Source organism: Gilliamella sp. wkB178, assembly GCF_001690705.1.
GTDB classification, from domain to species: domain Bacteria; phylum Pseudomonadota; class Gammaproteobacteria; order Enterobacterales; family Orbaceae; genus Gilliamella; species Gilliamella apicola_K.
Genome location: NZ_LZGK01000013.1, coordinates 70,595 through 95,021, shown reverse-complemented (window position 1 = coordinate 95,021; position 24,427 = coordinate 70,595). Strand labels below are relative to the sequence as shown.

The 24,427-nt window shown below is 33.5% G+C and carries 19 protein-coding genes and 1 pseudogene; 1 reads left to right on the top strand and 19 read right to left on the bottom strand.

The genetic code is table 11. The annotated features are described in order from the left end of the window. Window positions 1–30 precede the first annotated feature (30 nt). The 3 genes from moaE to moaC are packed head-to-tail and all read right to left on the bottom strand — an operon-like array spanning window position 31 to window position 1,222. Window positions 31–474 carry a molybdopterin synthase catalytic subunit MoaE gene (moaE, locus tag A9G13_RS04695; protein ID WP_065556462.1) on the bottom strand — a complete coding sequence of 148 codons (444 nt, stop codon included), beginning with the start codon at window positions 472–474 and terminating at the stop codon, window positions 31–33. Between the two features lie 6 nt (window positions 475–480). Further along, on the bottom strand, window positions 481–726 hold the full coding sequence (moaD, locus tag A9G13_RS04690; RefSeq protein WP_065556461.1) for a molybdopterin synthase sulfur carrier subunit: 246 nt from the start codon (window positions 724–726) through the stop codon (window positions 481–483). 16 nt (window positions 727–742) lie between these two features. Beyond that, window positions 743–1,222, bottom strand: coding sequence for a cyclic pyranopterin monophosphate synthase MoaC (gene moaC, locus A9G13_RS04685; RefSeq protein WP_065556460.1), 480 nt, complete (start codon window positions 1,220–1,222; stop codon window positions 743–745). Between the two features lie 257 nt (window positions 1,223–1,479). Here moaC and priA point away from each other — a divergent pair, with 257 nt between their 5' ends. Then, window positions 1,480–3,648 carry a primosomal protein N' gene (gene priA, locus A9G13_RS04680; protein ID WP_065556459.1) on the top strand — a complete coding sequence of 723 codons (2,169 nt, stop codon included), beginning with the start codon at window positions 1,480–1,482 and terminating at the stop codon, window positions 3,646–3,648. Between the two features lie 43 nt (window positions 3,649–3,691). On the opposite strand, the gene A9G13_RS04675 is transcribed toward priA, so the two are convergent. The 16 genes and pseudogenes from A9G13_RS04675 to A9G13_RS04600 all read right to left on the bottom strand — a co-directional run bounded on the left by A9G13_RS04675 (window position 3,692) and on the right by A9G13_RS04600 (window position 24,294). Beyond that, window positions 3,692–4,003, bottom strand: coding sequence for a ComEA family DNA-binding protein (locus tag A9G13_RS04675; RefSeq protein ID WP_065556458.1), 312 nt, complete (start codon window positions 4,001–4,003; stop codon window positions 3,692–3,694). A 154-nt stretch (window positions 4,004–4,157) separates the two neighbouring features. Next, window positions 4,158–6,017 carry a SurA N-terminal domain-containing protein gene (locus A9G13_RS04670; RefSeq protein WP_065556457.1) on the bottom strand — a complete coding sequence of 620 codons (1,860 nt, stop codon included), beginning with the start codon at window positions 6,015–6,017 and terminating at the stop codon, window positions 4,158–4,160. A gap of 213 nt (window positions 6,018–6,230) precedes the next feature. Beyond that, a pseudogene (gene lon, locus A9G13_RS04665) lies at window positions 6,231–8,588 on the bottom strand (endopeptidase La); the annotation flags it as partial. A gap of 194 nt (window positions 8,589–8,782) precedes the next feature. Continuing rightward, the gene (gene clpX, locus A9G13_RS04660) at window positions 8,783–10,057 is read right to left on the bottom strand and encodes an ATP-dependent protease ATP-binding subunit ClpX (RefSeq protein WP_065556456.1); all 1,275 of its coding nucleotides are present in this window, start codon (window positions 10,055–10,057) and stop codon (window positions 8,783–8,785) included. A 12-nt stretch (window positions 10,058–10,069) separates the two neighbouring features. Beyond that, window positions 10,070–10,672, bottom strand: coding sequence for an ATP-dependent Clp endopeptidase proteolytic subunit ClpP (clpP, locus tag A9G13_RS04655; RefSeq protein WP_065556455.1), 603 nt, complete (start codon window positions 10,670–10,672; stop codon window positions 10,070–10,072). A gap of 90 nt (window positions 10,673–10,762) precedes the next feature. Continuing rightward, complete coding sequence (gene tig, locus A9G13_RS04650; RefSeq protein WP_065556454.1) at window positions 10,763–12,064, bottom strand: trigger factor; 1,302 nt, start codon at window positions 12,062–12,064, stop codon at window positions 10,763–10,765. A 122-nt stretch (window positions 12,065–12,186) separates the two neighbouring features. Further along, window positions 12,187–13,200, bottom strand: coding sequence for a UDP-3-O-(3-hydroxymyristoyl)glucosamine N-acyltransferase (lpxD, locus tag A9G13_RS04645; protein WP_065556453.1), 1,014 nt, complete (start codon window positions 13,198–13,200; stop codon window positions 12,187–12,189). After that, entirely contained in the window at window positions 13,200–13,688 is a 489-nt protein-coding gene (locus A9G13_RS04640; RefSeq protein ID WP_065556452.1) for an OmpH family outer membrane protein, read from the bottom strand. The genes lpxD and A9G13_RS04640 overlap by 1 nt, the downstream gene beginning before the upstream one ends. 40 nt (window positions 13,689–13,728) lie before the next feature. Next, window positions 13,729–16,152 (bottom strand): outer membrane protein assembly factor BamA, encoded by a 2,424-nt coding sequence (gene bamA / locus A9G13_RS04635; protein WP_065556451.1) that lies wholly within the window; start codon window positions 16,150–16,152, stop codon window positions 13,729–13,731. Window positions 16,153–16,177: 25 nt separating this feature from the next. After that, window positions 16,178–17,497 carry an RIP metalloprotease RseP gene (rseP, locus tag A9G13_RS04630; protein WP_176701948.1) on the bottom strand — a complete coding sequence of 440 codons (1,320 nt, stop codon included), beginning with the start codon at window positions 17,495–17,497 and terminating at the stop codon, window positions 16,178–16,180. Between the two features lie 13 nt (window positions 17,498–17,510). Next, window positions 17,511–18,353 (bottom strand): phosphatidate cytidylyltransferase, encoded by an 843-nt coding sequence (locus A9G13_RS04625; RefSeq protein WP_065556449.1) that lies wholly within the window; start codon window positions 18,351–18,353, stop codon window positions 17,511–17,513. Next, the gene (locus A9G13_RS04620) at window positions 18,347–19,078 is read right to left on the bottom strand and encodes an isoprenyl transferase (protein ID WP_065556448.1); all 732 of its coding nucleotides are present in this window, start codon (window positions 19,076–19,078) and stop codon (window positions 18,347–18,349) included. The genes A9G13_RS04625 and A9G13_RS04620 overlap by 7 nt, the downstream gene beginning before the upstream one ends. 68 nt (window positions 19,079–19,146) lie before the next feature. After that, on the bottom strand, window positions 19,147–19,779 hold the full coding sequence (crp, locus tag A9G13_RS04615; protein WP_065557080.1) for a cAMP-activated global transcriptional regulator CRP: 633 nt from the start codon (window positions 19,777–19,779) through the stop codon (window positions 19,147–19,149). 86 nt (window positions 19,780–19,865) lie between these two features. Further along, complete coding sequence (locus A9G13_RS04610; protein ID WP_065556447.1) at window positions 19,866–20,072, bottom strand: YheU family protein; 207 nt, start codon at window positions 20,070–20,072, stop codon at window positions 19,866–19,868. A 306-nt stretch (window positions 20,073–20,378) separates the two neighbouring features. After that, window positions 20,379–21,458: a hypothetical protein gene (locus A9G13_RS04605; RefSeq protein ID WP_065556446.1), complete on the bottom strand. Its 1,080-nt coding sequence runs from the start codon at window positions 21,456–21,458 to the stop codon at window positions 20,379–20,381. A 133-nt stretch (window positions 21,459–21,591) separates the two neighbouring features. Continuing rightward, window positions 21,592–24,294, bottom strand: a complete 2,703-nt coding sequence (locus tag A9G13_RS04600) for an inverse autotransporter beta domain-containing protein (protein ID WP_065556445.1) — start codon at window positions 24,292–24,294, stop codon at window positions 21,592–21,594. Window positions 24,295–24,427: the final 133 nt, after the last annotated feature.

The following is a 24,427-nucleotide window of genomic DNA, read 5'->3' as shown; positions in this document are numbered from 1 at the left end:
ATAGTTTTATATTATAAGCTTAATTGGGGATCAATACCATTTTTTCAAGGCGTCTGCATCAGATTTTTTCGCTTTGATCCAACATTCACCATCTTCAGTTCGTTCTTTCTTCCATAATGGAGCTTCACTTTTTAACAAATCCATAATAAATTCAGTCGCGGCGAAAGAATCAGCTCTATGTGCACTACTAACTCCTACAAAAACAATCTTTTCACCAGTATTAATTTCACCCACTCGATGAACAACTGCAACTCGATTTATTTGCCATTTTGATCTAGCCTGATTAATTATTTTAACTAAGACTTTTTCAGTCATACCTGCATAATGTTCTAGGTAAAGACTAGTAGTTAGACTCTCAAGTGAACGGACTTTGCCAATAAAAGTAACCACTGCTCCATCTTGAGGAGTTTCCGATAACCAATCAATCAACTTATCAATATCAATTGGTTGTTCAGCAACCTGTATAATATTCATATTACCTCAACCACCAGTTACTGGAGGGAAAAAAGCGATTTCATCACCATCTTGAATAAGATAGTCACCATCAACTAATATTTGATTAACGGCACATAAAACCACATTTTCTTTTAATGCTAATGCCCACTTTTCACCTCGCTGACTTAATTGGTCTAAAAGACTGCATACTGTTTCTTGATTAGCATTTAGTGTAATACTTTCAGTATCAATTAATTCTCTAATTTGAGCAAAAAAAATAATTTTATTCATTTTATTATCTATATTATTATTTAGCGGTGAAACTACCGGATTTGCCACCCGTTTTACTCAATAATCTAACTTGGGTAATTACCATATTTTTTTGGACAGCTTTACACATATCATAAATAGTTAACGCTGCAACTGACACAGCAACTAAAGCTTCCATTTCAACACCTGTTTGACCATTGACTCTGCATATAGATTCAATTCTAACACGATGATTGTCAGTATCAGCTTCAATATTTATTTCAATTTTAGTAAGCAATAAAGGATGGCATAATGGGATAAGCTCCCATGTTTTTTTAGCTGCTTGAATACCTGCAATCCGTGCGGTAGCAAAAACATCTCCTTTATGATGTTTACCTGCAATAATCATATTAAGTGTTTCTACATTCATTAACACAAAAGCTTCCGCTTTTGCTTCTCTTGTGGTTATTAGTTTTTCAGAAACATCAACCATATGGGCATCACCATGTTGATTAATATGAGAAAACGATTGTGGCATAAATCATGGCCTCTACGTATATCTTATTGTTATTTATTACAAGATAGCAAAATTTGAAAATGGTTACCACCATTCCATTACATGGATTATAACTGATATAATATGAAATAATATTATTTAAAAAATAAAATTGAGTCTTAATTAAAATAATCACTCAAACAGTATAAAAAATAACAATTCAGTTAGCTTAGATTTTGCGACTTATAAAAAAACTGAGTACAATAAATAAATAATATAATTGTTATTGTGACTTTTTAATGCTTGTTGCTCACGTAGCCTTACCTATACCTATTTATCGACTTTTTGATTATCAATTAGTAACACCTGCTGAAGTTGGTATGCGAGTTAAAGTTGCTTTTGGGAAAAGAAAATTAATAGGTATCATTGTAAGAATAGATCAACATAGCGAATTAGATATACAAGATTTAAAACCTATCATTGAAATCATTGATAAAAACCCCATTTTTACAACTCAAATTTGGAATTTATTAAAGTGGGCAGTAAATTACTATCATTATCCAATAGGCGAAATATTATTTCATGCGTTGCCTATTTTATTAAGGCAAGGACGAACAGCCAATTATGATGAAGTTAAACAATGGCAATTGACTGAATTAGGACGAAAAATCGATATACAAACATTATCTCGATCACCTAAACAAAAATTATTATTATCATCCTTTAGATCTAACTCAACTATAGAAACTAATTTTAAATTAGCTACCTATCATGAATTGCAGAAAAAACAATTGATAGAACAGGTTATTACACAAAAAAAACTAAACGAATGGCGTAACAATTTTTCCATCAACCCTGATTCCATTAAGTTAAACAATGAACAAGCTTGTGCAATCTCAGCTATCAATAAACAAAATCACCATTTTCGGGTATTTTTATTAGAAGGGGTAACTGGTTCCGGTAAAACAGAAGTTTATTTAAATGTGCTTTCTAATATTTTAACCTCAGGCAAACAGGCATTAGTTTTGGTTCCTGAAATTAGTTTAACTCCACAAACAATTAAACGCTTCCAACAACGTTTTAATGCACCTGTTGATATTTTACATTCAGCATTAACGGAAAAACAGCGACTAAATGTTTGGTTGAGAAGTAAACTTGGGGAAAACGCCATTCTAGTTGGTACACGTTCTTCTTTATTTACACCTTTTAAAAATTTAGGAATAATTATTATTGATGAAGAACATGATAGTTCCTATAAACAACAAGAAGGTTGGCGTTATAATGCTAGAGATATGGCTATTATTCGAGCTAAAATTGAAAATATACCAATCATCTTAGGCTCGGCAACGCCTTCCCTTGAAACATTAAATAATGCCCAAAAACATAAATATCAGCTATTACAATTAACCGAAAGAGCCGGCAATGCCTCCTTAGCTAAACAATCAATTTTAGATATCCGAGGGCTTGTACTTACAGCCGGTTTATCTCAGCCATTAATAGAAAAAATAAAACAACATTTATTCCTAAACAACCAAGTAATTTTATTCTTAAATCGTCGAGGTTTTGCTCCATTATTAATTTGCCATGATTGTGGTTGGATAGCTGAATGCCCGCGTTGTGATAGACCTTATACTTATCATCAAAATCAACATAAACTCATTTGTCATTATTGTGATACTGCAAGACTAGTTCCAGAACAATGTCCTAAATGTGGTTCAACCCATTTAATGCCAATAGGCTTTGGAACTGAACAACTGGAAAAACAACTAGAAATATTATTTCCTAATACCAAAATCAGTCGTATTGATCGAGATACTGTTAGTAAAAAAGGTGCATTGGACAGCTATTTACAAAATATTCAACAAGGTGGAGCACATATTTTAGTTGGTACACAAATTTTAGCCAAAGGCCATCATTTTCCTGATGTGACATTAGTTGGTATCGTTGATGTTGACGGTGCATTATTTTCCAGTGATTTTCGAGCAACTGAAAGATTTGCACAAATTTATACCCAAGTTTCAGGACGTGCCGGACGAGAAGCTAAAGCTGGCGAAGTTATTTTGCAAACTTATCATCCAGAGCACCCATTATTAAATGTTTTACTTAGCAAGGGTTATCAAGAATTTGCTAAACTGACACTACAAGAAAGACAACAAACGCAATTACCTCCTTTCAGCTATCAAGTACTCATTCGTGCTGCTGATCGTAATAATTATCATGCTCCATCTTTTTTACAAAAAATTCATAATTGGTTGAAAACCAACTATGACAATACCTTATGGCTGCTTGGTCCAATGCCAGCTAATCAGCCCAAAAAAGCAAGTTATTATCGTTGGCAGTTATTATTACAACACTTTAATCGACAGAGATTGCAACAAATATTAGAACAACTTATTATTGAGATGGGGACATGGAATGAAACATCAAAAGTTAAATGGAGTATTGATATTGATCCAATTGATAATTGATATGCATTAATTTCCACCGATATAAACCGGTGGACGAATACTATTACAAAACAATCTTTCCTGCATTTTTATCCAAAGTTGCTTGCCCAATACCCGATACTTCTTTCAATTGTTCTACTGAAACAAAAGGCCCAAACTTTTCACGATACTCAATGATCTTTTGAGCTTTACTAGCACCGATACCATTTAGAACTTTTGTTAATTCTTCAGCGGATGCTGTATTAATATTAACTTGATCAATCTGCTTTTGTTTCTGTTCCTGTTTAACAGGTTTTGTTGTTACTGAATCAGCAAAACTTATATTGGAAAAAGTAAGGCTACATAATAAAAAACATAATATTGAAAATACTTTCATGTGATCAACCTCTAAAAATAGTTATGCAATTAATTTTGCTTTATAACTATCTCACTGAGGCAAATAAAAACATTTTTTTTCATTATAAAAATGGGAAAAGTCACCTAAGTGACTTTTCTTTTTTTCAAATCATTATGTATTTATTAGATATAAATCACAAATTAGAATTTGGCATAAACTCAATTTTAGCTTTAGAACGAATATCTGCCGCAAAACAATAATAAGTATTTTTATTAAGTATAGAACGTAAGTCAGAGGTTATATCTTGATATTCCTGCGGTGTATTTACCCTTGTTAATGCTACAATATAAGCACTAGTATCATTTATAAAATGAGTCCCAAAAACACTTTTACCTGTTACAGAAGGAATCAAATCAAACACCATATCAACGACTTTAGGATCCAACTCTTTCGAGTCTCTTGTCAAGGTATATTGTTTTACTAATTTCACATTATCAGAATTTCCTTTCTCTTTTAATTCACCTAAAAAACCATCAACCGTAGATTTAAACTGGCTTTTAGCTATATCAGAATAAATCTTTTTATTAATTTCATCCTTAACTTCATCAAATGGGGCTATTCCCTCGGGACGATAATCAACAACCTGAAAAACAAAATCATATTCACCTAGCCCTTGACCAACAGGGATCAATTCTGAGATCTTATTAGTTAAATTTCCATCTACTATCATCTCTGGGCTAAATACTATATCTCTTACTTCGGGGTAGCGAAGAATTGAAAATATATCATTATAATATGCCCAGTCTGAATCATATACTTTAAGTCCAGTTTTGTTTGCTAGATCTTCAATAGATTGTGGTGATTCTTTTAAAGCATTTTTAATTTTATTTTCTTCTTCTAAGAAAGCCTCTTGTATTTTTTGATCCCTTAATTTAATATAAATTATTGATTCTGCATAACCAAAGTCCATCGGTGTTGATTTTTGAATATCATCCAGTTTAACCACCAAATAGCCATTATCAGTAGCAATTGGTGCCGAAATTTGACCAATACTATTTAAATTAGCTTCTTTAAAAACTTGTGGTAATGAATCATCATCAGTAAACCAACCTAATGAACCATTTTTACCATAGGGTGATATTTCGTTATTTTGGTTAACTGTTTTTACAACACTATCAAAATCAACACCAGATAAAAGTTCTTTATTAATATCATCTGCTTGCTCTTTATTGGTAACATAAATTACGCTAAAAGATTTTTTGGTTGGATAACTATAAATATTATTATTTTTCTCAAATTCTTGCTTAATTTCACTGTCAGTAACTTTTGTAGCCTTTTCTAATTCTGGTTTAGAATTTACGATATACTTAACCTTTACTCTTTCTTTTTTATAAAATTCTTTTTGATGTTCTTCATAATATTTTTGTTCATCTTCAGTAGTTATATTAACATCATCCATATTAACTACTGATGGATCGATTAAGGCTGCATATATCTTTCTGGTTTGATTCTTCAAAGATGATATTTCAGAATCTAATGGTAAAACAAAATCACTATCAACAATTGACTTAATAACTTGTTGTTGTTGCAATACTGTTCTTATAATTTCAGCATAACTATCTGGAGTAAAACCATTTAGTTGTAACAGATTAAGATATTTACTATTACTGAATTGACCTTTTTCAAAAAATTCTTTTTGTTTTCTTATACTATCTTTGACTTGTTCATCACTGATATTAATATTTAATTCTTTAGCAAATTTATACGCTAAATAATTATCAATCTGATGATATAAAACATTACGTCGTAATTGTCTAATAAAAGAACTATCACCGTTGGAATTTGCGGTTACAATTTCGGCTTGTTTTTCAAATCCAGCACGACTAATACCTTCACCATCTACCTTAGCAATAAATTCTTGTTGATCTCGATTATTATTACTACCACCAAAGCCAAAAAAACCGATGCCAGTAAAAATGAAACATAAAATTATTATTGCAAAAATAATTTTAACGACAATATGGTTTGCAGCTGTTCGGATTGTCTCCATCATTTTTTGCGATTCTCCATAGACCTAATATTATTGAATAATGGCAAGTATAGCATATTTACTTTAATTGGCTATTCTCAGCTTGTTATAGCATAAAAAAAAGATCAACTTCGAGTTGATCTTTTTAAGATTAAAAAATTAATTTAACCGACTTGGAACTTCAATATTACTTTTTATTTTTTTTATTGACTTCTTAGTAATAGATTTAACAGTAGACTTTTTGGTTACTGGTGTCATACCAAATGGATTATTTTGTAAAGCAATAGTTATTACTTCGTCAATCCATTTAACCGGATGTATATCCAGTTCAGCTTTAACATTATCGGGGATTTCTTCCAGATCTTTCACATTTTCAATTGGTATGAGTACTGTTTTAATACCACCTCTATGAGCGGCTAATAATTTTTCCTTTAAGCCACCAATAGGTAAAACTTCACCACGTAATGTTATTTCTCCGGTCATTGCAACATCAGAACGCACAGGATTACCTGTTAACGTTGAAATCAGCGAGGTACACATAGCAATACCAGCACTAGGTCCATCTTTAGGTGTGGCACCATCAGGAACATGCACATGGATATCTCGTTTTTCGTAAAAATCAGGATTAATACCTAATTTTTCAGCGCGAGAACGCACAACAGTTAAAGCTGTTTGGATAGACTCTTGCATAACATCACCTAAGGAACCAGTATAAGTTAATTTTCCTTTACCAGGTACACTTACCGATTCAATAGTCAATAAATCTCCACCAACTTCTGTCCATGCAAGACCAATGACCTGCCCAATTCGATTTTCGTTATCAGTTTTGCCATAATCAAAACGTTGTACACCAAGAAATTCTTTTAGATTATCTTGAGTTATAGTAACTTTTTTCAATTTACTATTTAGTGCTAATTGTTTGACTACTTTTCGACAAATTTTAGCAATTTCTCGCTCTAAGCTACGTACCCCAGCTTCACGCGTATAATAACGTATAATGCCTATAATTGCAGAGTCATCAATGTTAATTTCTTTGTCCTTTAAACCATTATTCTCTATTTGTTTAGTAATCAAATGTTGTTTAGCAATATTTAATTTTTCATCTTCTGTATAACCGGATAAACGAATAACCTCCATACGATCTAGCAAAGGAGCAGGGATATTCATTGAATTTGCTGTAGCAACAAACATCACATCAGATAAATCATAATCCACTTCTAAATAATGATCACTAAATGCATTATTTTGTTCTGGATCAAGTACTTCTAATAATGCAGAAGCAGGATCACCGCGCATATCAGAAGCCATTTTATCAATTTCATCTAATAGAAATAATGGATTTTTAACTCCCACTTTAACCATACGTTGGATCAATTTACCTGGCATAGACCCAATATAAGTACGTCGATGACCACGAATTTCAGCCTCGTCACGTACTCCACCTAAAGCCATTCTCACATATTGACGACCAGTAGCTTTAGCAATAGATTGACCAAGAGAAGTTTTACCTACTCCTGGAGGACCAACTAAACATAAAATAGGCCCTTTAACTTTGTTAACTCGCCCCTGTACCGCTAAATATTCCAAGATACGATCTTTTACTCTTTCAAGCCCATAATGATCTTTATCTAGAATTTTTTGAGCGCCCTCTATATCTTTTTTAACTTTACTACGTTTGCACCAAGGGACTTGGATCATCCAATCTATATAACCACGAACGACGGTTGCTTCAGCAGACATTGCTGGCATCATTTTCAGTTTATTTAATTCAGCCAATGCCTTATCTGTAGCCTCTTGCGGCATTTTTGCTTTAATGATCTTAGTTCTTAACTCTTCATATTCATCAGGTTTATTATCAATATCACCTAATTCTTTATGAATCGCTTTAATTTGTTCATTAAGGTAATACTCTTTTTGCGCTTTTTCCATTTGTTGCTTAACACGCTGACGGATATTTTTCTCGACTTGTAGCAAATCAATCTCAGCTTCCATCATAGAAATAAGCAATTCAAAACGCTTCTCTAGATCAGACGTTACTAATATTTCCTGTTTCTGCTCAACTTTTAAAAATAGTGTTGCCGCAATGGAATCAGCTAGCTGTGAAGGGTCCTTAATCAAACGAATCGAATCAACTACCTCTTGAGTTACTTTTTTATTAAGCCTGGCATATTCATCAAAATTAGATAAAACGACGCGAATAAGTGCTTCATTTAAATCATCTGACTTTTTTTTCTCTTTTAAAGGTGTAATGTTAGCGATTAAAAAGTCATCATCTTTTCGTTCTACAATATCTACAATTTCAGCCCTCTCAACCCCTTCAACTAACACTTTTACTGTACCATCTGGTAGTTGAAGTAACTGTAAAATATTTGCAACTGTTCCGATTTCATATAAATCATCAACATCCGGTTCATCTTGCGATGGATTTTTTTGTGTTACGAGGAAAACTTGTTTATCCATTTCCATTGCGCTTTCAAGGCAACGTATTGATTTATTTCGGCCAACAAAGAGAGGTATTACCATATGTGGAAAAACTACCACATCCCGCAATGGTAATATAGGCATAATCATCTGTTTTACTTGTTTAGTTTTCATTTCATTCTCTCTATTAGTACCGACCTTTCTACTCATTATTGGGATTATTTTTAGATATTCAATCCTACTTTTCAATATTAAACGTCATACTTTTACGAAAGGACTTAAATTAATTTACTGCAAATACAATAATATTATTATAAGTTAATTTACATATATCATAACGCTTAAAAGTCATGATATATGTATTAATTTTATGCCGAAAGTTCGGTACTTGAATCATAAATAAGTTTAGGAGCTTGTGATTTTTCTACAGTTTCTTGTTCAACAATAACTTTTTTAACATTTCTAGTAGATGGTAAGTCATACATAGTATCTAACAAAATATTTTCTACAATTGAACGCAAACCTCTAGCACCCGTTTTACATTGCATCGCCTTAACAGCTATAGCATCTAATGCTTCTTTGGAAAATTCAAGTTCAGCTCCATCTAAGTTAAACAATGCTTGAAATTGTTTAGTTAACGCATTTTTCGGTTCAGTTAAAATACTAATCAAAGCTGCTTTATCCAATTCCGACAACGTACCTATAACTGGTAGTCTACCAATAAACTCAGGAATTAATCCAAATTTAACTAAATCTTCTGGCTCTATTTGCGCTAATAATTCAGATTCAGTCGCTTTTTGTTTACTACTTTTCACTTCAGCACTAAAACCAATTCCAGTATTAGTTGAAACTCTATTTTCAATAACTTTGTCTAGGCCACTAAAAGCCCCACCACAAATGAAAAGAATCTTTGATGTATCGACTTGCAAAAACTCCTGCTGAGGATGTTTACGACCACCTTTTGGAGGTACTGATGCAACCGTGCCTTCAATAATTTTTAATAAGGCTTGCTGAACACCTTCTCCTGAAACATCACGGGTAATAGAAGGATTATCGGATTTACGTGATATTTTATCTATTTCGTCAACATAGATAATACCTCGCTGAGCCTTTTCTACATCATAATCACAATTTTGTAATAATTTCTGGATAATATTTTCTACATCTTCGCCAACATATCCAGCTTCGGTTAATGTAGTTGCATCAGCCATTGCAAAAGGAACATCAAGGAAACGTGCTAAAGTTTCAGCTAATAAAGTTTTACCACAACCAGTTGGACCAATTAATAAAATATTACTTTTGCCTAATTCAACATCATCACGGCTATTATAATTACGTAAACGTTTATAATGATTATAAACAGCAACCGATAGTACTTTTTTAGCGCGCTCTTGCCCAATTACGTATTCATCCAGATGATCTCTAATTTCATGTGGTGTTGGAAGTGGTTTACTAATGAATTCCTCGTGAGAGAGAAAACCTTTAGTCTCTTCTTTTAAAATATCATTACACAATCCAATGCATTCATTACAAATATAAATAGATGATGGACCAGCAATCAGTTTACGTACTTCATGCTGACTTTTTCCACAAAAAGTACAATAGAGTAATTTATCTGAATTTTCATTATTCACTTTTAACACCTACCTATTATTTTAAGATCGTTTACTATATATGGCATCAACTAAACCATATTCAACTGCCTTTTCAGCTGACATAAAGTTGTCTCGATCAGTGTCTTTTTCAATTACCGTAATATCTTGTCCAGTATGCAGAGCTAAAATATTATTTAATCTATTCTTAACTTGTAATATTTCTTGAGCATGGATCTGAATATCTGAGGCTTGTCCTTGAAAACCACCTAATGGTTGATGAATCATTACGCGAGCGTTAGGTAAACAATAACGTTTACCTTTTGTACCAGCAGTCAGAAGTAATGATCCCATTGAACATGCTTGCCCCAAACAAATAGTACTTACATCTGGTTTTATAAATTGCATTGTATCATAAATAGCCATACCTGCTGTTACTACACCACCAGGTGAATTAATATATAAATAGATATCTTTTTCAGGGTTTTCCGCTTCAAGAAATAACATTTGTGCAATAACAAGATTGGCCATATTATCTTCAACTTGGCCTGTCAAAAATATAATCCGTTCTTTTAATAATCGTGAGTATATATCATAAGCTCTTTCACCACGCGAACTTTGCTCAACAACCATTGGAATAACACTCATAGATGGTTCCAAAGACATTTATATCTCCTATTAAACAAAATAGCCCAAACAGATATTCCTTATTTGGGCTTATAATGATCTTATTGAATAGATAAAATAACTAATAAATTAAGCTGTTTGCTGATTCATTAATTCTGAAAATGAATAATGTTTCTCAGTTACCTTTGCACTAGCTAACAATAAATCTACTACTTGATCTTCTAATGCTACAGAGCGAATATTATCCATCGCTTTTTTATCTTTACTATAATATTCTAAAACCTCTTTAGGATCTTCATAAGCAGTAGCTATTTCATCAATCATTGATTTTACTCGTGCATCATCAGCCTTGAGCTTATTACTTTCAATAAACTCAGCAAACAATAACCCTACTGTAACACGCTGTTTTGCTTCTGCTTCAAATAATTCTTTAGGAAGATCCATAGATTGTTTAGAATTACCACCAAATCGAGATACCGCTTGTTGACGTAATATGTCAATTTCACGTTCAATTAATGCTACAGGCACTTCAATTTCATTATTTTTTACTAATCCATCAATAAGTTGCGTCTTTATTTTATTACGAATAGTTGCCTTAAGCTCTCGTGACATATTCTTTTTAACTTCTGCTCGGAGGCTCTCAATAGTTCCATCAGCAATACCAAACCGTTTTATAACATCTTCTGTCAGTTCAGGCAGCTCAAGTTCCTCAACTTTTTTAAGTGTGGTCGCAAACACCGCAGGTTTACCTTTTAAATTTTCAGCATGATAATTTTCTGGGAAAGTTATATTAATATCAAACTTATCACCTGCTTTATGACCAACGATAACATCTTCAAAGCCAGGAATCATTCGCCCTTGACCTAATACTAATGCAAAATCATTAGCTTTACCACCGTCAAATTCAGCACCATCAACTTGACCAACAAAATCTAAAATAACCCGATTTTGCTCTTTAGCTTCTTGATTAATCTCTTTCCATGTACCTTGTTGCTTACGTAAAGTTTCGATCATAGTCTCAATGTCGGTATCACTAATTTCTGCAACTGGTTTTTCAACTTCAATTTTATCTAAATTCTTAATTTCGACTTGGGGATAAACTTCAAACTCTACGGTAAATGTATAATCAACACCATTTTTATATTCAGTTGGAGTATAAGTAGGAGCACCTGCTGGATTCAGTTTTTCTTGAATAATTGCTTCTACAAAATTTCGTTGCATTAGATCACTTAATGTGTCTTGTAGAATAGAAGCACCATAACGTTGCTCAACAATTTTTAAAGGCACTTTACCCTTACGAAAACCATCAATACGTACTTTTTTGGCTGTATTAATTAACTCTTTTTCCATAGCCTTTGTAATATCATCAGCCTTAATAGTAATAGATAAACGTCGACCTAAACCTTGTGTTGTTTCTACCGAAACTTGCATCTTTATACCTCGAAATTATTAAATATAATCTACTCATAATTATATTAAAAATATAATTGAGTTAAAAAACTTTTAAAATAGGCAGGCATTATACCGAGCGTAGTCACTCTCGTCGAGACATTTCATTGTTTCTTTTCAAGTGCTTTCAAACGCTTATTCATTTCATCAATATGTAAGACTAATGAAGCGGTTTTTCGCCATACTTTATTTTCTTGTAATGGAATACCTGATGAATAAATACCTGGTTTACTAATTGGGCGCATTACCATACCCATTCCAGTTACGGTAACTTGATCACAAATTTCCATATGTCCATTAATAACACTAGCACCACCAATTAAACAATGACGACCAATGGTTAAGCTTCCCGCCATAATTACACCACCAGCTACCGCCGTATGATCACCAATGATATCGTTATGCGCAATTTGACATTGATTATCGATAATAACTCCATCACCAATGATAGTATCATCAAGGGCACCACGATCTATTGTTGTTGAAGCACCAATTTCTACATTATTACCAATTACAACACGACCAAGCTGAGGAATTTTTATCCATTTCCCTTTATCATTAGCATAACCAAACCCATCTGCACCAATCACTGTTCCTGATTGAATCAAACAATTGTCACCAATTACACAATTATGATAAATGGATACATTTGCCCATAACTTACTACCAGTGCCAATTGTAGTATTCTTACCTACAAAACAACCTGCACCTATTACACAATTATCACCCAAAACTACTCCACTTTCTATAACGGCATTAGCACCAATAGCAATATTAGAACCCAATTTAGCTGTAGAGTCTATTACAGCAAATGGGGCTATATTATGTGCAGGTAAAGGAGTAGTATCAAGACACTGGGCTAATTTTGCATAAGTTAGGTAAGGATCTTTGACAATCAACGCAGCCCCATGCCAATGTTCTATGCTGTCTTGCGTCATTACTACAGCAGAAGCTTTACATTCACTTAGTTGATTCTGTAATTTTTTATCAGACAAAAAAGTAATTTGCCCTGCTATTGCGTTTTTCATTGATGCCACACCGGTAATAATTAAATCGCCATTACCTTGTAATTTGGCATCAAGTTTTTTTGCTAATTGCTCTAAACGAAAAGCAAACATTATTTTTTAACCTTATCCAAAACTTTATCTGAAATATCGACGGCATCAGATGCAAATAATGTTGCTTCAGCCTTCAAAATAATATCGTATTTTTCTGTTGTCTCAATATCTTTAACTGCTTCTTGAATTTTCATCAGTAATTTTCCGGCTTCTTCAGATTCACGTTTACGATAATCCGCAGAAAACGCTTTAGCTTTATTTTCAAAATCAGAAATGGTTTTATTTAATTTTGCTTTTTCAGAAGAAGATAATGTTAAACCATCTTTCTTTAAACGAGCTGAAGCATCCCCGGCTTTCTTTTCTTCTTCTTGTAAAGATTTAGCTCTAGCTTCAAATTCTTTATCTAAAGCTTTTCCAACTGTTTCTCGTTGCGGCATACGCTGTAATACTGACATCACATCTACAACCCCAATTTTCACTTCTGCATTGGCCATACCAGTAAATAATAATGCAGCACTAACACCAAGAATGGATATAATTTTTTTCACTTTTTCACCTATGTATATTTTATTTATTTACAACACCAAACTACCATGTTGAGCCTATATTAAATTGAAATTGTTGAGACGAATCGCCATTATATTTCTTAAATGGTTGTGCATAAGAAAATACCAATGGCCCTAAAGGTGACATCCATTGTACTGCTAACCCAGCAGACATTCGGACATCAGATGGAGAACTATAATCAGGTATATTATTATTACTTTTTAAGTCCCATTCGGTATCCCATACAGTACCTGCATCAAAAAAGAATGAAGTTCGTATACTATTTGCATATTTTTCACTAGCAAATGGGGTTGGTACAATCAATTCTGCACTACCAAAGGCTAAAGCATTACCCCCGACCGCATCTTTTGTTTTAGTACATTTCCTCGTATCATTCAAATCACAACCATCCTTATTAAAATATACTGCTTTTGGACCTACTGTGTTAGATTTAAAACCACGTAGAACTGATGAACCGCCGGCAAAGAAATTTTCATAAAACGGTAACTCTTTACCACCAAGCCCATTACCATAACCTAAACGCCCTCGAGTTAAAAAGACCCAGTTATGATCAGTATCAATTGGATAATAGTAAGAAGCATCAGTGATTAATTTATAGAACCGATTATCAAATAACGGAGCAGTAATTTTTGCATTGGCGGTAACTTTTAGTCCATCAGTTGGGAAGAACCCCCGATCCAAAGAGTTATATGTCCAATAGGCATTTAATAACACATCATTGGTATTATAAGTAAATGATGAACCTTTATTTTCCATTTTTTCGCCCATCGAATCGAAGTAACGCCACATACCATATTGAGCATTCATATCAGATAGTTTATGGTTGGCAAATTCAGTACCAAAACGAAGGAAATTATTCTCACTAATTGGGAAGCCTAAATTTGCTTCCGCACCCCATGTTTTACTTGAGTATTCAGATTCATCATCGTCATCATCTGTTTTATAAGTATTATAATAAATACTACCACCTAAACTTACTCCATCAACGGTAAAATACGGATCGACAATTGAAATTGATGCGGTTTTATCAGTGTCAGTGGTATTAACATCAAACGAAACACTATTCCCTGTTCCTAACCAGTTATCTTGCGAAATACCTGCATTAAAACTAAGCCCACTATCCGAACCTATACCAATACCAAATTTAATACTACCAGTATTACGTTCGGCAACTTTATAAACAATGTCTACCTGATCATCTACGCCTGGAACTCGTTCAGTAGTTGCTTCAACGGTATCGAAAAAACCTAAACGATTTAAACGATCTTTACCTAATTCTACTAAACCGTTACTTAACCAAGCCCCTTCCATTTGACGAAGTTCACGCCGGACAACACTATCACTAGTTATAGTATTACCAACTATCTTTATATTACGTACATAGTAACGTTGACCGACATCAACAAGCACAGTTAATTTAACAGTATGCTCTGCATCATCCATTTCAGGTTGGATAACAACTTGAGGATAGGCATAACCAAAATTAGCCAATAAACGCTTAACATTATCTTCTATTTCAGTAATTTTTTTACCGTTATACAGTTCACCAACTGTGACACGTTCTTTAGCTATTTTAGCGACGGCATCTTCATGCCCGGCAAAATTACCTTTAAAGTCAAGATCAGATAATTTATATTGTTCACCTTCATGAATATTAATGGTAACGTAAATACCTTTTTTATCTGGTGTTAAACTTACCTGAGTAGACTCAATATTAAAACGAGCATAACCTCGATTAAGATAAAAACTTTGTAATTCATCTAAATCAGCTGCTAATTTTTGTTTTTGGTACTTACGGTCACCAAGCATATTCCACCAAGGAACCTCATCTCGTAATGAAAAACGCGAAATAAGTTCTTCCGAAGAATATGCTTTAGCTCCAACAATATTAATCTGATCGATTAACGCTGATTTACCTTCAGCTATTACTAATTTTAAGTCAACGCGATTACGAGATAATGGTATTACTTCTGCTTTAATTTGAGCGTTATACTTACCAACACTATAATAAAAATCTTCAAGCCCTTTTTCGATACCAGATATCATCGTACGATCTAATGCTTCACCTTCACGAACACCAGAACTATCTAGATTCTTTTTAAGCATCTCATCCTTAACTGACTTATTACCTGAAAAAGTAATACTAGCAATGGTTGGTCGTTCTTGAACATGAACAATTAACCGATCACCATCTCGGGAAACACTGATATTATCAAAGTTGCCACTAGAATAAAGTGATTTGATAATCTTACCTAAATCGTCCTCATTAACATAATCACCCACTTGGACAGGCATTTCAAGTAATGCAGCTCCAACAGTTACTCTTTGTAAACCTTCAAATTTAATATCTTTGACCACAAAATCTTCAACACAAAATGCGTTGGAACTATATACTGCTGTGGTGCTAAACAGCAAAGATGCTATAAGTAATTTATTTATTTTCATTGTAAATGTTTATAACCTCATTCCATCACAATCGTAAAACATCATTAAATAGTGCAATTCCCATTATTACCATTAATAAAACAAACCCAATTCGATATAATCGTTCTTGGGTTTTATCTGATAAGGCATTCCCTTTTATCTTTTCTAAAAATAAAAAAATTAAGTGCCCACCATCTAACATTGGTAATGGAACAAGATTGATCACACCCAAACTTATACTAATAAATGCTAAAAAATATAAATAAGGCGTAAAACCATAACTTGCTGTTTGCCCTGCGCTTTTTGCTATAGTTATTGGACCAGATAAATGTTTAATCCCAATAACACCTGTTAACAACTGGTAAAGCGAATGAACAGTTAACGTTGTAGTTAATCCTGTTTGCCTCAATCCTTTACCAAATCCCTCTAAAAAACCATACTCCTTGACTACTGCATTTGATGTAGGGTATATTCCTGCAACACCTTCACCACTGGCATTAATTGTTGGTTTTAAGTTAATATAAATATCCTTATTTCCTCTATTAACCTTTAAGATCATAGGGTTAGACTTTCTAATTTCCGCTGCAAAATCATCCCAATTAAGGTAAGGATGATCATTATAACTAATAATTTTATCACCTATTTGTAAACCTGCTTTTTCAGCAGCAGAACCGCTTATAATTTTACTCACAATTGGATAAATTTCCAAGGTCTTAGGAATAAAACCAAATGCAGTGATAGCAGATTCTTTTTCTATATCAAAATGCCAATGGCTGATATCTATATTCTGTTTATATAATTCTGATTGATTTTTATCAAAATTTTCCAAATATGACAAAGATACACTATCTTGCCCTAAAATGGAAATTAATGTTAAATTCACATCATTCCAACTGTCTATTTGTATATTGTTAATAGTTTTTAACTCTACTCCTGATGGAATATCTGCACTTGCGGCTGGCGAACCGGGCACTGTTGCTTGTACCTGCACCGGATAAGTTACTACACCCATTAAAAAAATTAGCCAATAAATAATAAAAGCTAATAGAAAATTAGCCGCTGGTCCAGCAACAATAATTACAGCTCTTTGCCAAATTTTCTTATTATCAAAAGCACATTTTGAGGCCTTAACTGGCAAAGTTATAGTTTTGCTGTTGAGCATTCTAACATAACCACCAAGTGGAATCATAGCAATTACCAATTCTGTTCCACTTGCAAATTTATGCGACCACAACTTCTTACCAAAACCAATTGAAAAACACTCAACTTTAACACCACATAAACGAGCAACGATAAAATGCCCAAATTCATGAATGGTGACTAATATACTTATAGTTATAACAAATAACAACAATGACCAAAGCAAAATTTGTCACCTTTTATAATAAATATAAGGATAATACTGCAAAAATTGGCACCGCAGCAGTTAAACTATCAATGCGATCTAAAATACCACCATGCCCTGGAATCAAGTGTCCACTATCTTTTATTTCAGCTTCACGCTTAAACATACTTTCAGTTAAATCACCCAATACTGAAACTAAAATAGCTAATAAAGAACTAATAGCAAAAGTGTCAAAATCAATTAGGAAAATTCCTAAAACATAAGTAACTAAAATTACTATAACTGCTAAAGTTACTCCACCTATAAAGCCTTCTATAGTTTTGCCGGGTGATACCTTAGGCGCTAATTTATGTCGACCAAAACTACGTCCAGCAAAATAAGCACCAGTATCGGTTGCCCAAACAAGAACAAATACATACATTAACCAACAAGCACCAGTATAAGTATTAGATGTATAATTAATAGATCTTAATTCAATCATACCGATAAAAAATGGTACCAAGGTGAAAAAAGCAAAAGATAATTTCACAATAATTGAATTACACCAATACTTAGTTGTTTGTGGATAACTAATCACTAACCCTAAGGCGACTAGCCACCAACCAACAGATAAAGTTAATAATATACTAAATAGTTGGGATTTTGCTGCAATTGATATAGGGAAGTAATAGAGTAAAGTTAACAAAATAATAACTATTAGCGAAAAAATTAATCTTGATTTTTTATTGGTAAAATGTAGAAATTGCGCCCATTCCCAAGCAGCCAAACCACCAACCGCGATCATGATAAACACAAATATTGAAAAAGGAACTATAAAAAGAGCAATAAGTACTAATGGAATAAGTATAATTGCCGCAAGTATACGTTGAATTAACATGATTGTTCCTTATTATCAATACCACCAAAGCGCCTATGCCTAGTATTAAATGCTTTAATTGCCTCATCAAATAATGAAGGATTAAAATCTGGCCACAAAACATCGGTAAAATAAAGTTCAGAATAAGCAATTTGCCATAACAAAAAATTACTAATTCGATAATCACCACCAGTACGGATGACTAAATCAACTTCTGGTAAATTATGCAAACACATGCCAAGGCTAAATTGTTCTTCAGTAATATCATCTAATGCTAAATCACTATTTAAAACTTGTGCAGCAATTTTTTTTGCTGACTGCAAAATATCCCAGCGCCCACCATAATTAGCAGCAATATTTAAAACTAAACCTGAATTATTTTGAGTTAACTGCTGGGCATTAATAATCATATTTTGTAAGTGGTAACTAAACCGAGAAATATCACCAATAATATTTAAACGTACATTATTTTTATTTAAACTTTTCATTTCTCGATTCAATGCGTAAATAAATAAAGAAATTAAAGCTGAAACCTCAGTTGAAGGACGTTTCCAGTTTTCACTACTAAATGCATACAAGGTAAGAACTTTTACACCCATACTGGCAGCATAAGTTACGATTTTTCGCACTGCCTTCAAGCCAGCTCGATGTCCAACCGCTCGGAGTTGGTTTCGTTGTTGTGCCCAGCGCCCATTACCGTCCATAATAATAGCCACATGACTAGGAACACATCTCTCTTGTGTCATGCCATAATACCCTGTACTGTATCAATCATTCTTCGCACTTATATTATATATTATATTTGTTTGAGCAATTAACGCGTACCATAAACTACGATGGTCTTACCATGCGCAGAAATTAAATGTTGATCTTCAAGCATTTTTAATATTCTCCCAACAGTTTCCCGCGAACATCCAACTATTTGGCCAATTTCTTGGCGGGTAATTTTAATTTGCATCCCGTCAGGATGAGTCATTGCATCAGGTTGTTTAGCAAGATTCAATAAAGTTTGTGCTATCCGCCCGGCAACATCTAAAAAGGCTAAATTACTCACTTTTTCCGAGGTTACTTGTAAACGACTAGCCATTTGGCTCGCAAGTCGCATTAAAATATCAGGGTTAACTTGAACTAACTGTTTAAATTTTTTATATGAGATTTCAGCTACTTCACAACTGGTTTTTGCTTTAACCCAAGCACTTCGCTCTGTTCCTTCATCAAACAATCCTAGTTCACCCAGAAATTGTCCTTGGTTTAAATAAGACAAAATCATTTCATTACCTTCATCATCTTTTATTAAAACCGCAACAGATCCTTTCACAATGTAATAGAGAGTTTCAGCTTTTTCCCCTTGATGAATAAGGGTGCTTTTGGCTGGATATTTATGAATATGACAATGAGATAAAAACCACTCCAATGTTGTATCCGTTTGCTGTTTACCTAGCATAATTCCTTCCTCTCCATTTAATTTACAACTCACACACTATAACAAAGTTACACCATAATTTATATACTCATGATCAATGAATTTATCCATTATTTTAAACGCTTAATATCAACTGTTTCATGTAACTCTGACCAATAAATAACTGCCAATCCATTGACTAATTGAAGTTTTACATCATTAACTTTATCAGCTAATGATTTTTCTTGACAACCATAGTCAGTCCCTTCTCGCAATACAAAGGATTCAATTAAATTATTTAATGTTGCGGGGTCTAAATCTTGCCAAGGAATAATCATATTTTGATTATGATGAATTAAAAATATTACTATATTAAAGTATCAATTGTAGAATAAGAAGAGTGATTTTAATATTAGTTACTTAACTAAAATAATTAATTATATTTTTTATAAAAATTTTTATTAATTGAAGGAGTTATTTTAAGAGTTAATTAATAAATAAAGGCATTACTAGATATTTTTTAACTTATTTAAAACATCCAAAAAATTTTTTAATATTAAAATATAAAAATGATTAGTAACATATTATATTGTTCAAAAAAAACCACTCTAATGAGTGGTTTTTTAGTATAAATAAACTAATAATTAGTTTGCGGTTACTGAAAGTTTATACCCTTGTGCACCAGCTAAATAAGCTGAATGAACAGAACTATATGTAGTATTGTGTTTACCAGTTGCAGCACCTAATAAAATTTTATCATTTGTAGCTACTCGATTACTTATACCTTGAGAAGCAGCTACTAGATCTGCAGTATCAGCAGGCACTGCTGCTGGAGCTGTAGAACTACCTGCAGGAGTAGGTGGAGTATAACTACCAGTTAATTTCCATGTGAAGGAATAGGAAGCCGTTGTTTCCACTTCAGTAGCATCTATAATACCATTTGGAGTACTACCGTCACTATCATCCCAAACTATAGCTGCATAACTTTCACCATATATTGGATTAGTAGCTCCTGATTTTGCATAATTAACTCCTTTTATTGGAGCACCAGCGGAATCAAGTTTAAAGATACCCAATGCTATATGATCAGTTTCGACAGGCCCTATAGTTGGATTGGTACCTCCGGTATCACCTGGACCGCCTCCTGCACCTGGGTTAGTAGGATCAGTAGTACCAGTCCCTGGGTTACCTACTCCCCAAAGGTTGGATACAGTTAACCACTGATTTACATTAGGGTCACCATACTGAGTTCGTTCTTGAATTTTAAGACCGATTGCTGTTGCACCTGCAAATCCGGCAGGAATAGTGAATGTTATTTCCCCTTTTTCAGGATCTGCACTATTAAAAGGAGTTACTGTTTTAGCTAAAGAAGTCTGAGCATTCCAGTTACCAGCTCCATCCTTAGTATATATGACTAGGGAATTAGGTACGTCTAAATTAGCATCAGTATCACCATCAGCATCGAATAATTTATAACTAATAACAACTTTATCGCCAACTCTAACAGCTCGGCCATTTACTACGGTTGGAGTCGCCGCTGTAGCATCATAGACTTTAATTGTCATTTGGTGATCATCAGTACCTGTGTCACTTCTCATCGCTGGAGCAGTACCTAGGATAGTTGCAGCGGTTTCTGCTGTTGAAGTTAACGCAAAGGAACTACTTGCAGCATAACCTGCCAAAAATAGCCCTAATGCGATTTTTTTTACGGTTAAATTTTTCATGTTTTAATTTCCTATTTTTATTTCTCAAATTAACATGTTGTATTTATATAAATACACCATTTTATGGTGTCCTATTTTGGATAACTGATATAAATCAATTATCTAAAATTCTTTAAAATTTAGTACACATCAATTAATACACCGCTACTTGTAATTTAAATCCTTGATCACCAGCACATGCAGTAGGTGATGCAGTTACTGAACTTAAATCAACATTTAAACCAGCTGGAACATCAGAAGATGCTGGAATACTTGTTCCACTAGTTGCATAACTAAGAGTTCTAGCACTTCTTATTATATAATGAGCATCCCTACCCATACTTACATTAAACCACGGACCTTGAGGTTTTTGTAATGCACTTGGTAAAGTAGTGGCAACTACACCTGGACATGCAGAGGAATTACTATCAACTAATGACCAAATAACAAATGGATTTTGTATTTCTACTCCACCAGCATCATACGCTTTTACATAATATTCACTATCAACTTTCCATTGGCGTAACTGATTAGGTAAATTAGTATCAAACTCAAGTAAACTTGAACCTTTAGCACTAGCTACTAATACACCACTATTAGCATTCCAAACTTGAATAGTTCCAACCCCACCACCAGTAAAATTAACAGAAGCTTTATTAATGGACGTGCCATATTGATCTAATGTCATATTAAAATCAACTAGTCCATTAATATTAGAAGCAACATCTAATGTATATGTATCACCAATAACTGTAGTACCAGAGGCTGTAGCAGAATTTGAGGAAACATGTTGCCCCATTTTAACTTTTTCAAATGATTTAACAATTACACAAGGCTCTGATGTTGGGCATGCACGTACATTCCCTGAAGTGCCATCAACTAATGTAATTTTTCTACCATTACTTATAGCTGTCCAATTTTTTTGTATCGCTTCAAAAGTATCTGGTATTTGCGACATAGCTGCTTCATCACTAAAACCAATTACATCATTAACTGAACTGATTACACCATCTATATTTTTCGATTTAACCAAGCTTGCCATTAAAGTTACGGCACTTAGCCCATCGGCATTATTATTGGCTAAAACAGTTTTGCTCCCTGATTGATCTACTGCATAAACCGCAAGTTTACGCACAGTTAAATTTGGCAAAACTTCAAAAGTAACCGGATTAGATGTTGCTGATTTACCATGAGAATTAGTTACAGTAACCATTAAAGTATATTTGCCATTTGTAGCTACTGGATGGCGTAGACCATTTTGATCAACATAAGCTGGTGCAACAATCTTCCAATTATTTGTTTCTGTTGTTGGTGCTTGCCATGTGGAAGACGTACATAAACCTACTGCAGAGCAGAAGAAACCACCCCCAGCATCAATTTCGGCCATATCACCAGACCAAGATAATTTACTTACTACTTTGGCATTATGGACATTAATACTAACACCATAAGTTTCACCTTCGATGAATTGAAGCGCTTCAAGCCCCAAGTCAACACTCATTTTCTTTTCTTTATATTCTAAAACAATATAATTATTACGATCTACAAGATCATAACGACTACCTTTTAACGAGCGAGCAACTTGAACCATATCTGGATCTAACTGATCTTTTAACGGGGTACCAATACGAAAATTCATGGTCAATTCCGCTTTGGTATCATGCTTACTGTTTTGACCTTGTTTATGTTCAGCTTTAATAGTAAAAAGTGGAACTGGAGTATAATCTAAACCTACAGTAACAGCCTTTGGATTTTTTTGAAGATTATCTTTACCAAACAAAGCCACTTTATCACCAAAATATTGTTCATACATCAATGAACCACCAAATTGAGGATATTGTGGTAAATAACCTTGGAAACGGACATCAAATCCCTTTGCTGCTCGTTCTAAATAATCATCAAAGTCACGGGAATCTTTCCAATCAGATAATGGGTGATAATAGTTAACCGCAAATTTCATAAAATCAGTCCACGCTTCCGTACCAATACCTAAACGATTATGCGATCTTTGAAAGTCGTGATCAAAAAAGATATTATAACCAAGTAACCATTTTTTATCGGCTACATCCCAGCGTTGACCAATACCAAAGTTACCAATTCTGCGATTATGTTCATATTCTTGGAATGACATTTGAGAAAATATTAAGGTACTATCACTATCATACCAAGGGCTAAATAATTTCATATTAAGATTATTGAATTCACCTTTATCACCAACATCAAACTGTAATTGAGCGGTACCAAAGCGACCTAAAAGATCTTGAGCGGCACTACGTAAAGGATCGACTACTTGACTTTTAACACCATTACGCACGTAACCTTCAGCATAATCTTTACCTTTATCTTTAAGGTGTCCAGACACCCCCCCATTATCTGAAGACGATATTTGTTTCCAATCTTGCGATGATAATGTTTGCAATGTTGATGCAACTTGGGTGGCAACCGCATCTTTATCGTTTTTTGGGTTGTAATTATCATCAGAACTTAATTGAGGTAAATTTGAGTGTTTGTCTTTAGTATTTGAATCAGCTTTTTTTATTGCAGGTAATATAGGGGAATTCACGGGAAGAACTAGACGGTCTCCAACTTCAACCGTATCTTTATTATTAAAACGACCGGCATTCATCTCACGCAATTCGGCAATAGAAATATTACTTAAAAGCGCTATTTGATAAAGGCTTCGTTGCTGATTGTTAATCATCTCACGAACTTTAGAACCGTCTTTTAACTCAATCACTTTATTGCTATCAACGGCAACTGACGAAGATGAATCAGTTTTATCCGCAAAAGCTGAATGGCAACTAAATGCTGCAATCATAAATGCTGAAATTACTGTTAAACTAAGATTCATTTTCATCTTAATTATTCCTTATATTTCAAATATAATTATAATCTTAACCAAGATACTAGCTAATATTATTTATCATTATTTTTTAACATTATGCTTACTATCTTTTTATTTGTACTCTAATTGATTAAGAATCTTTAAA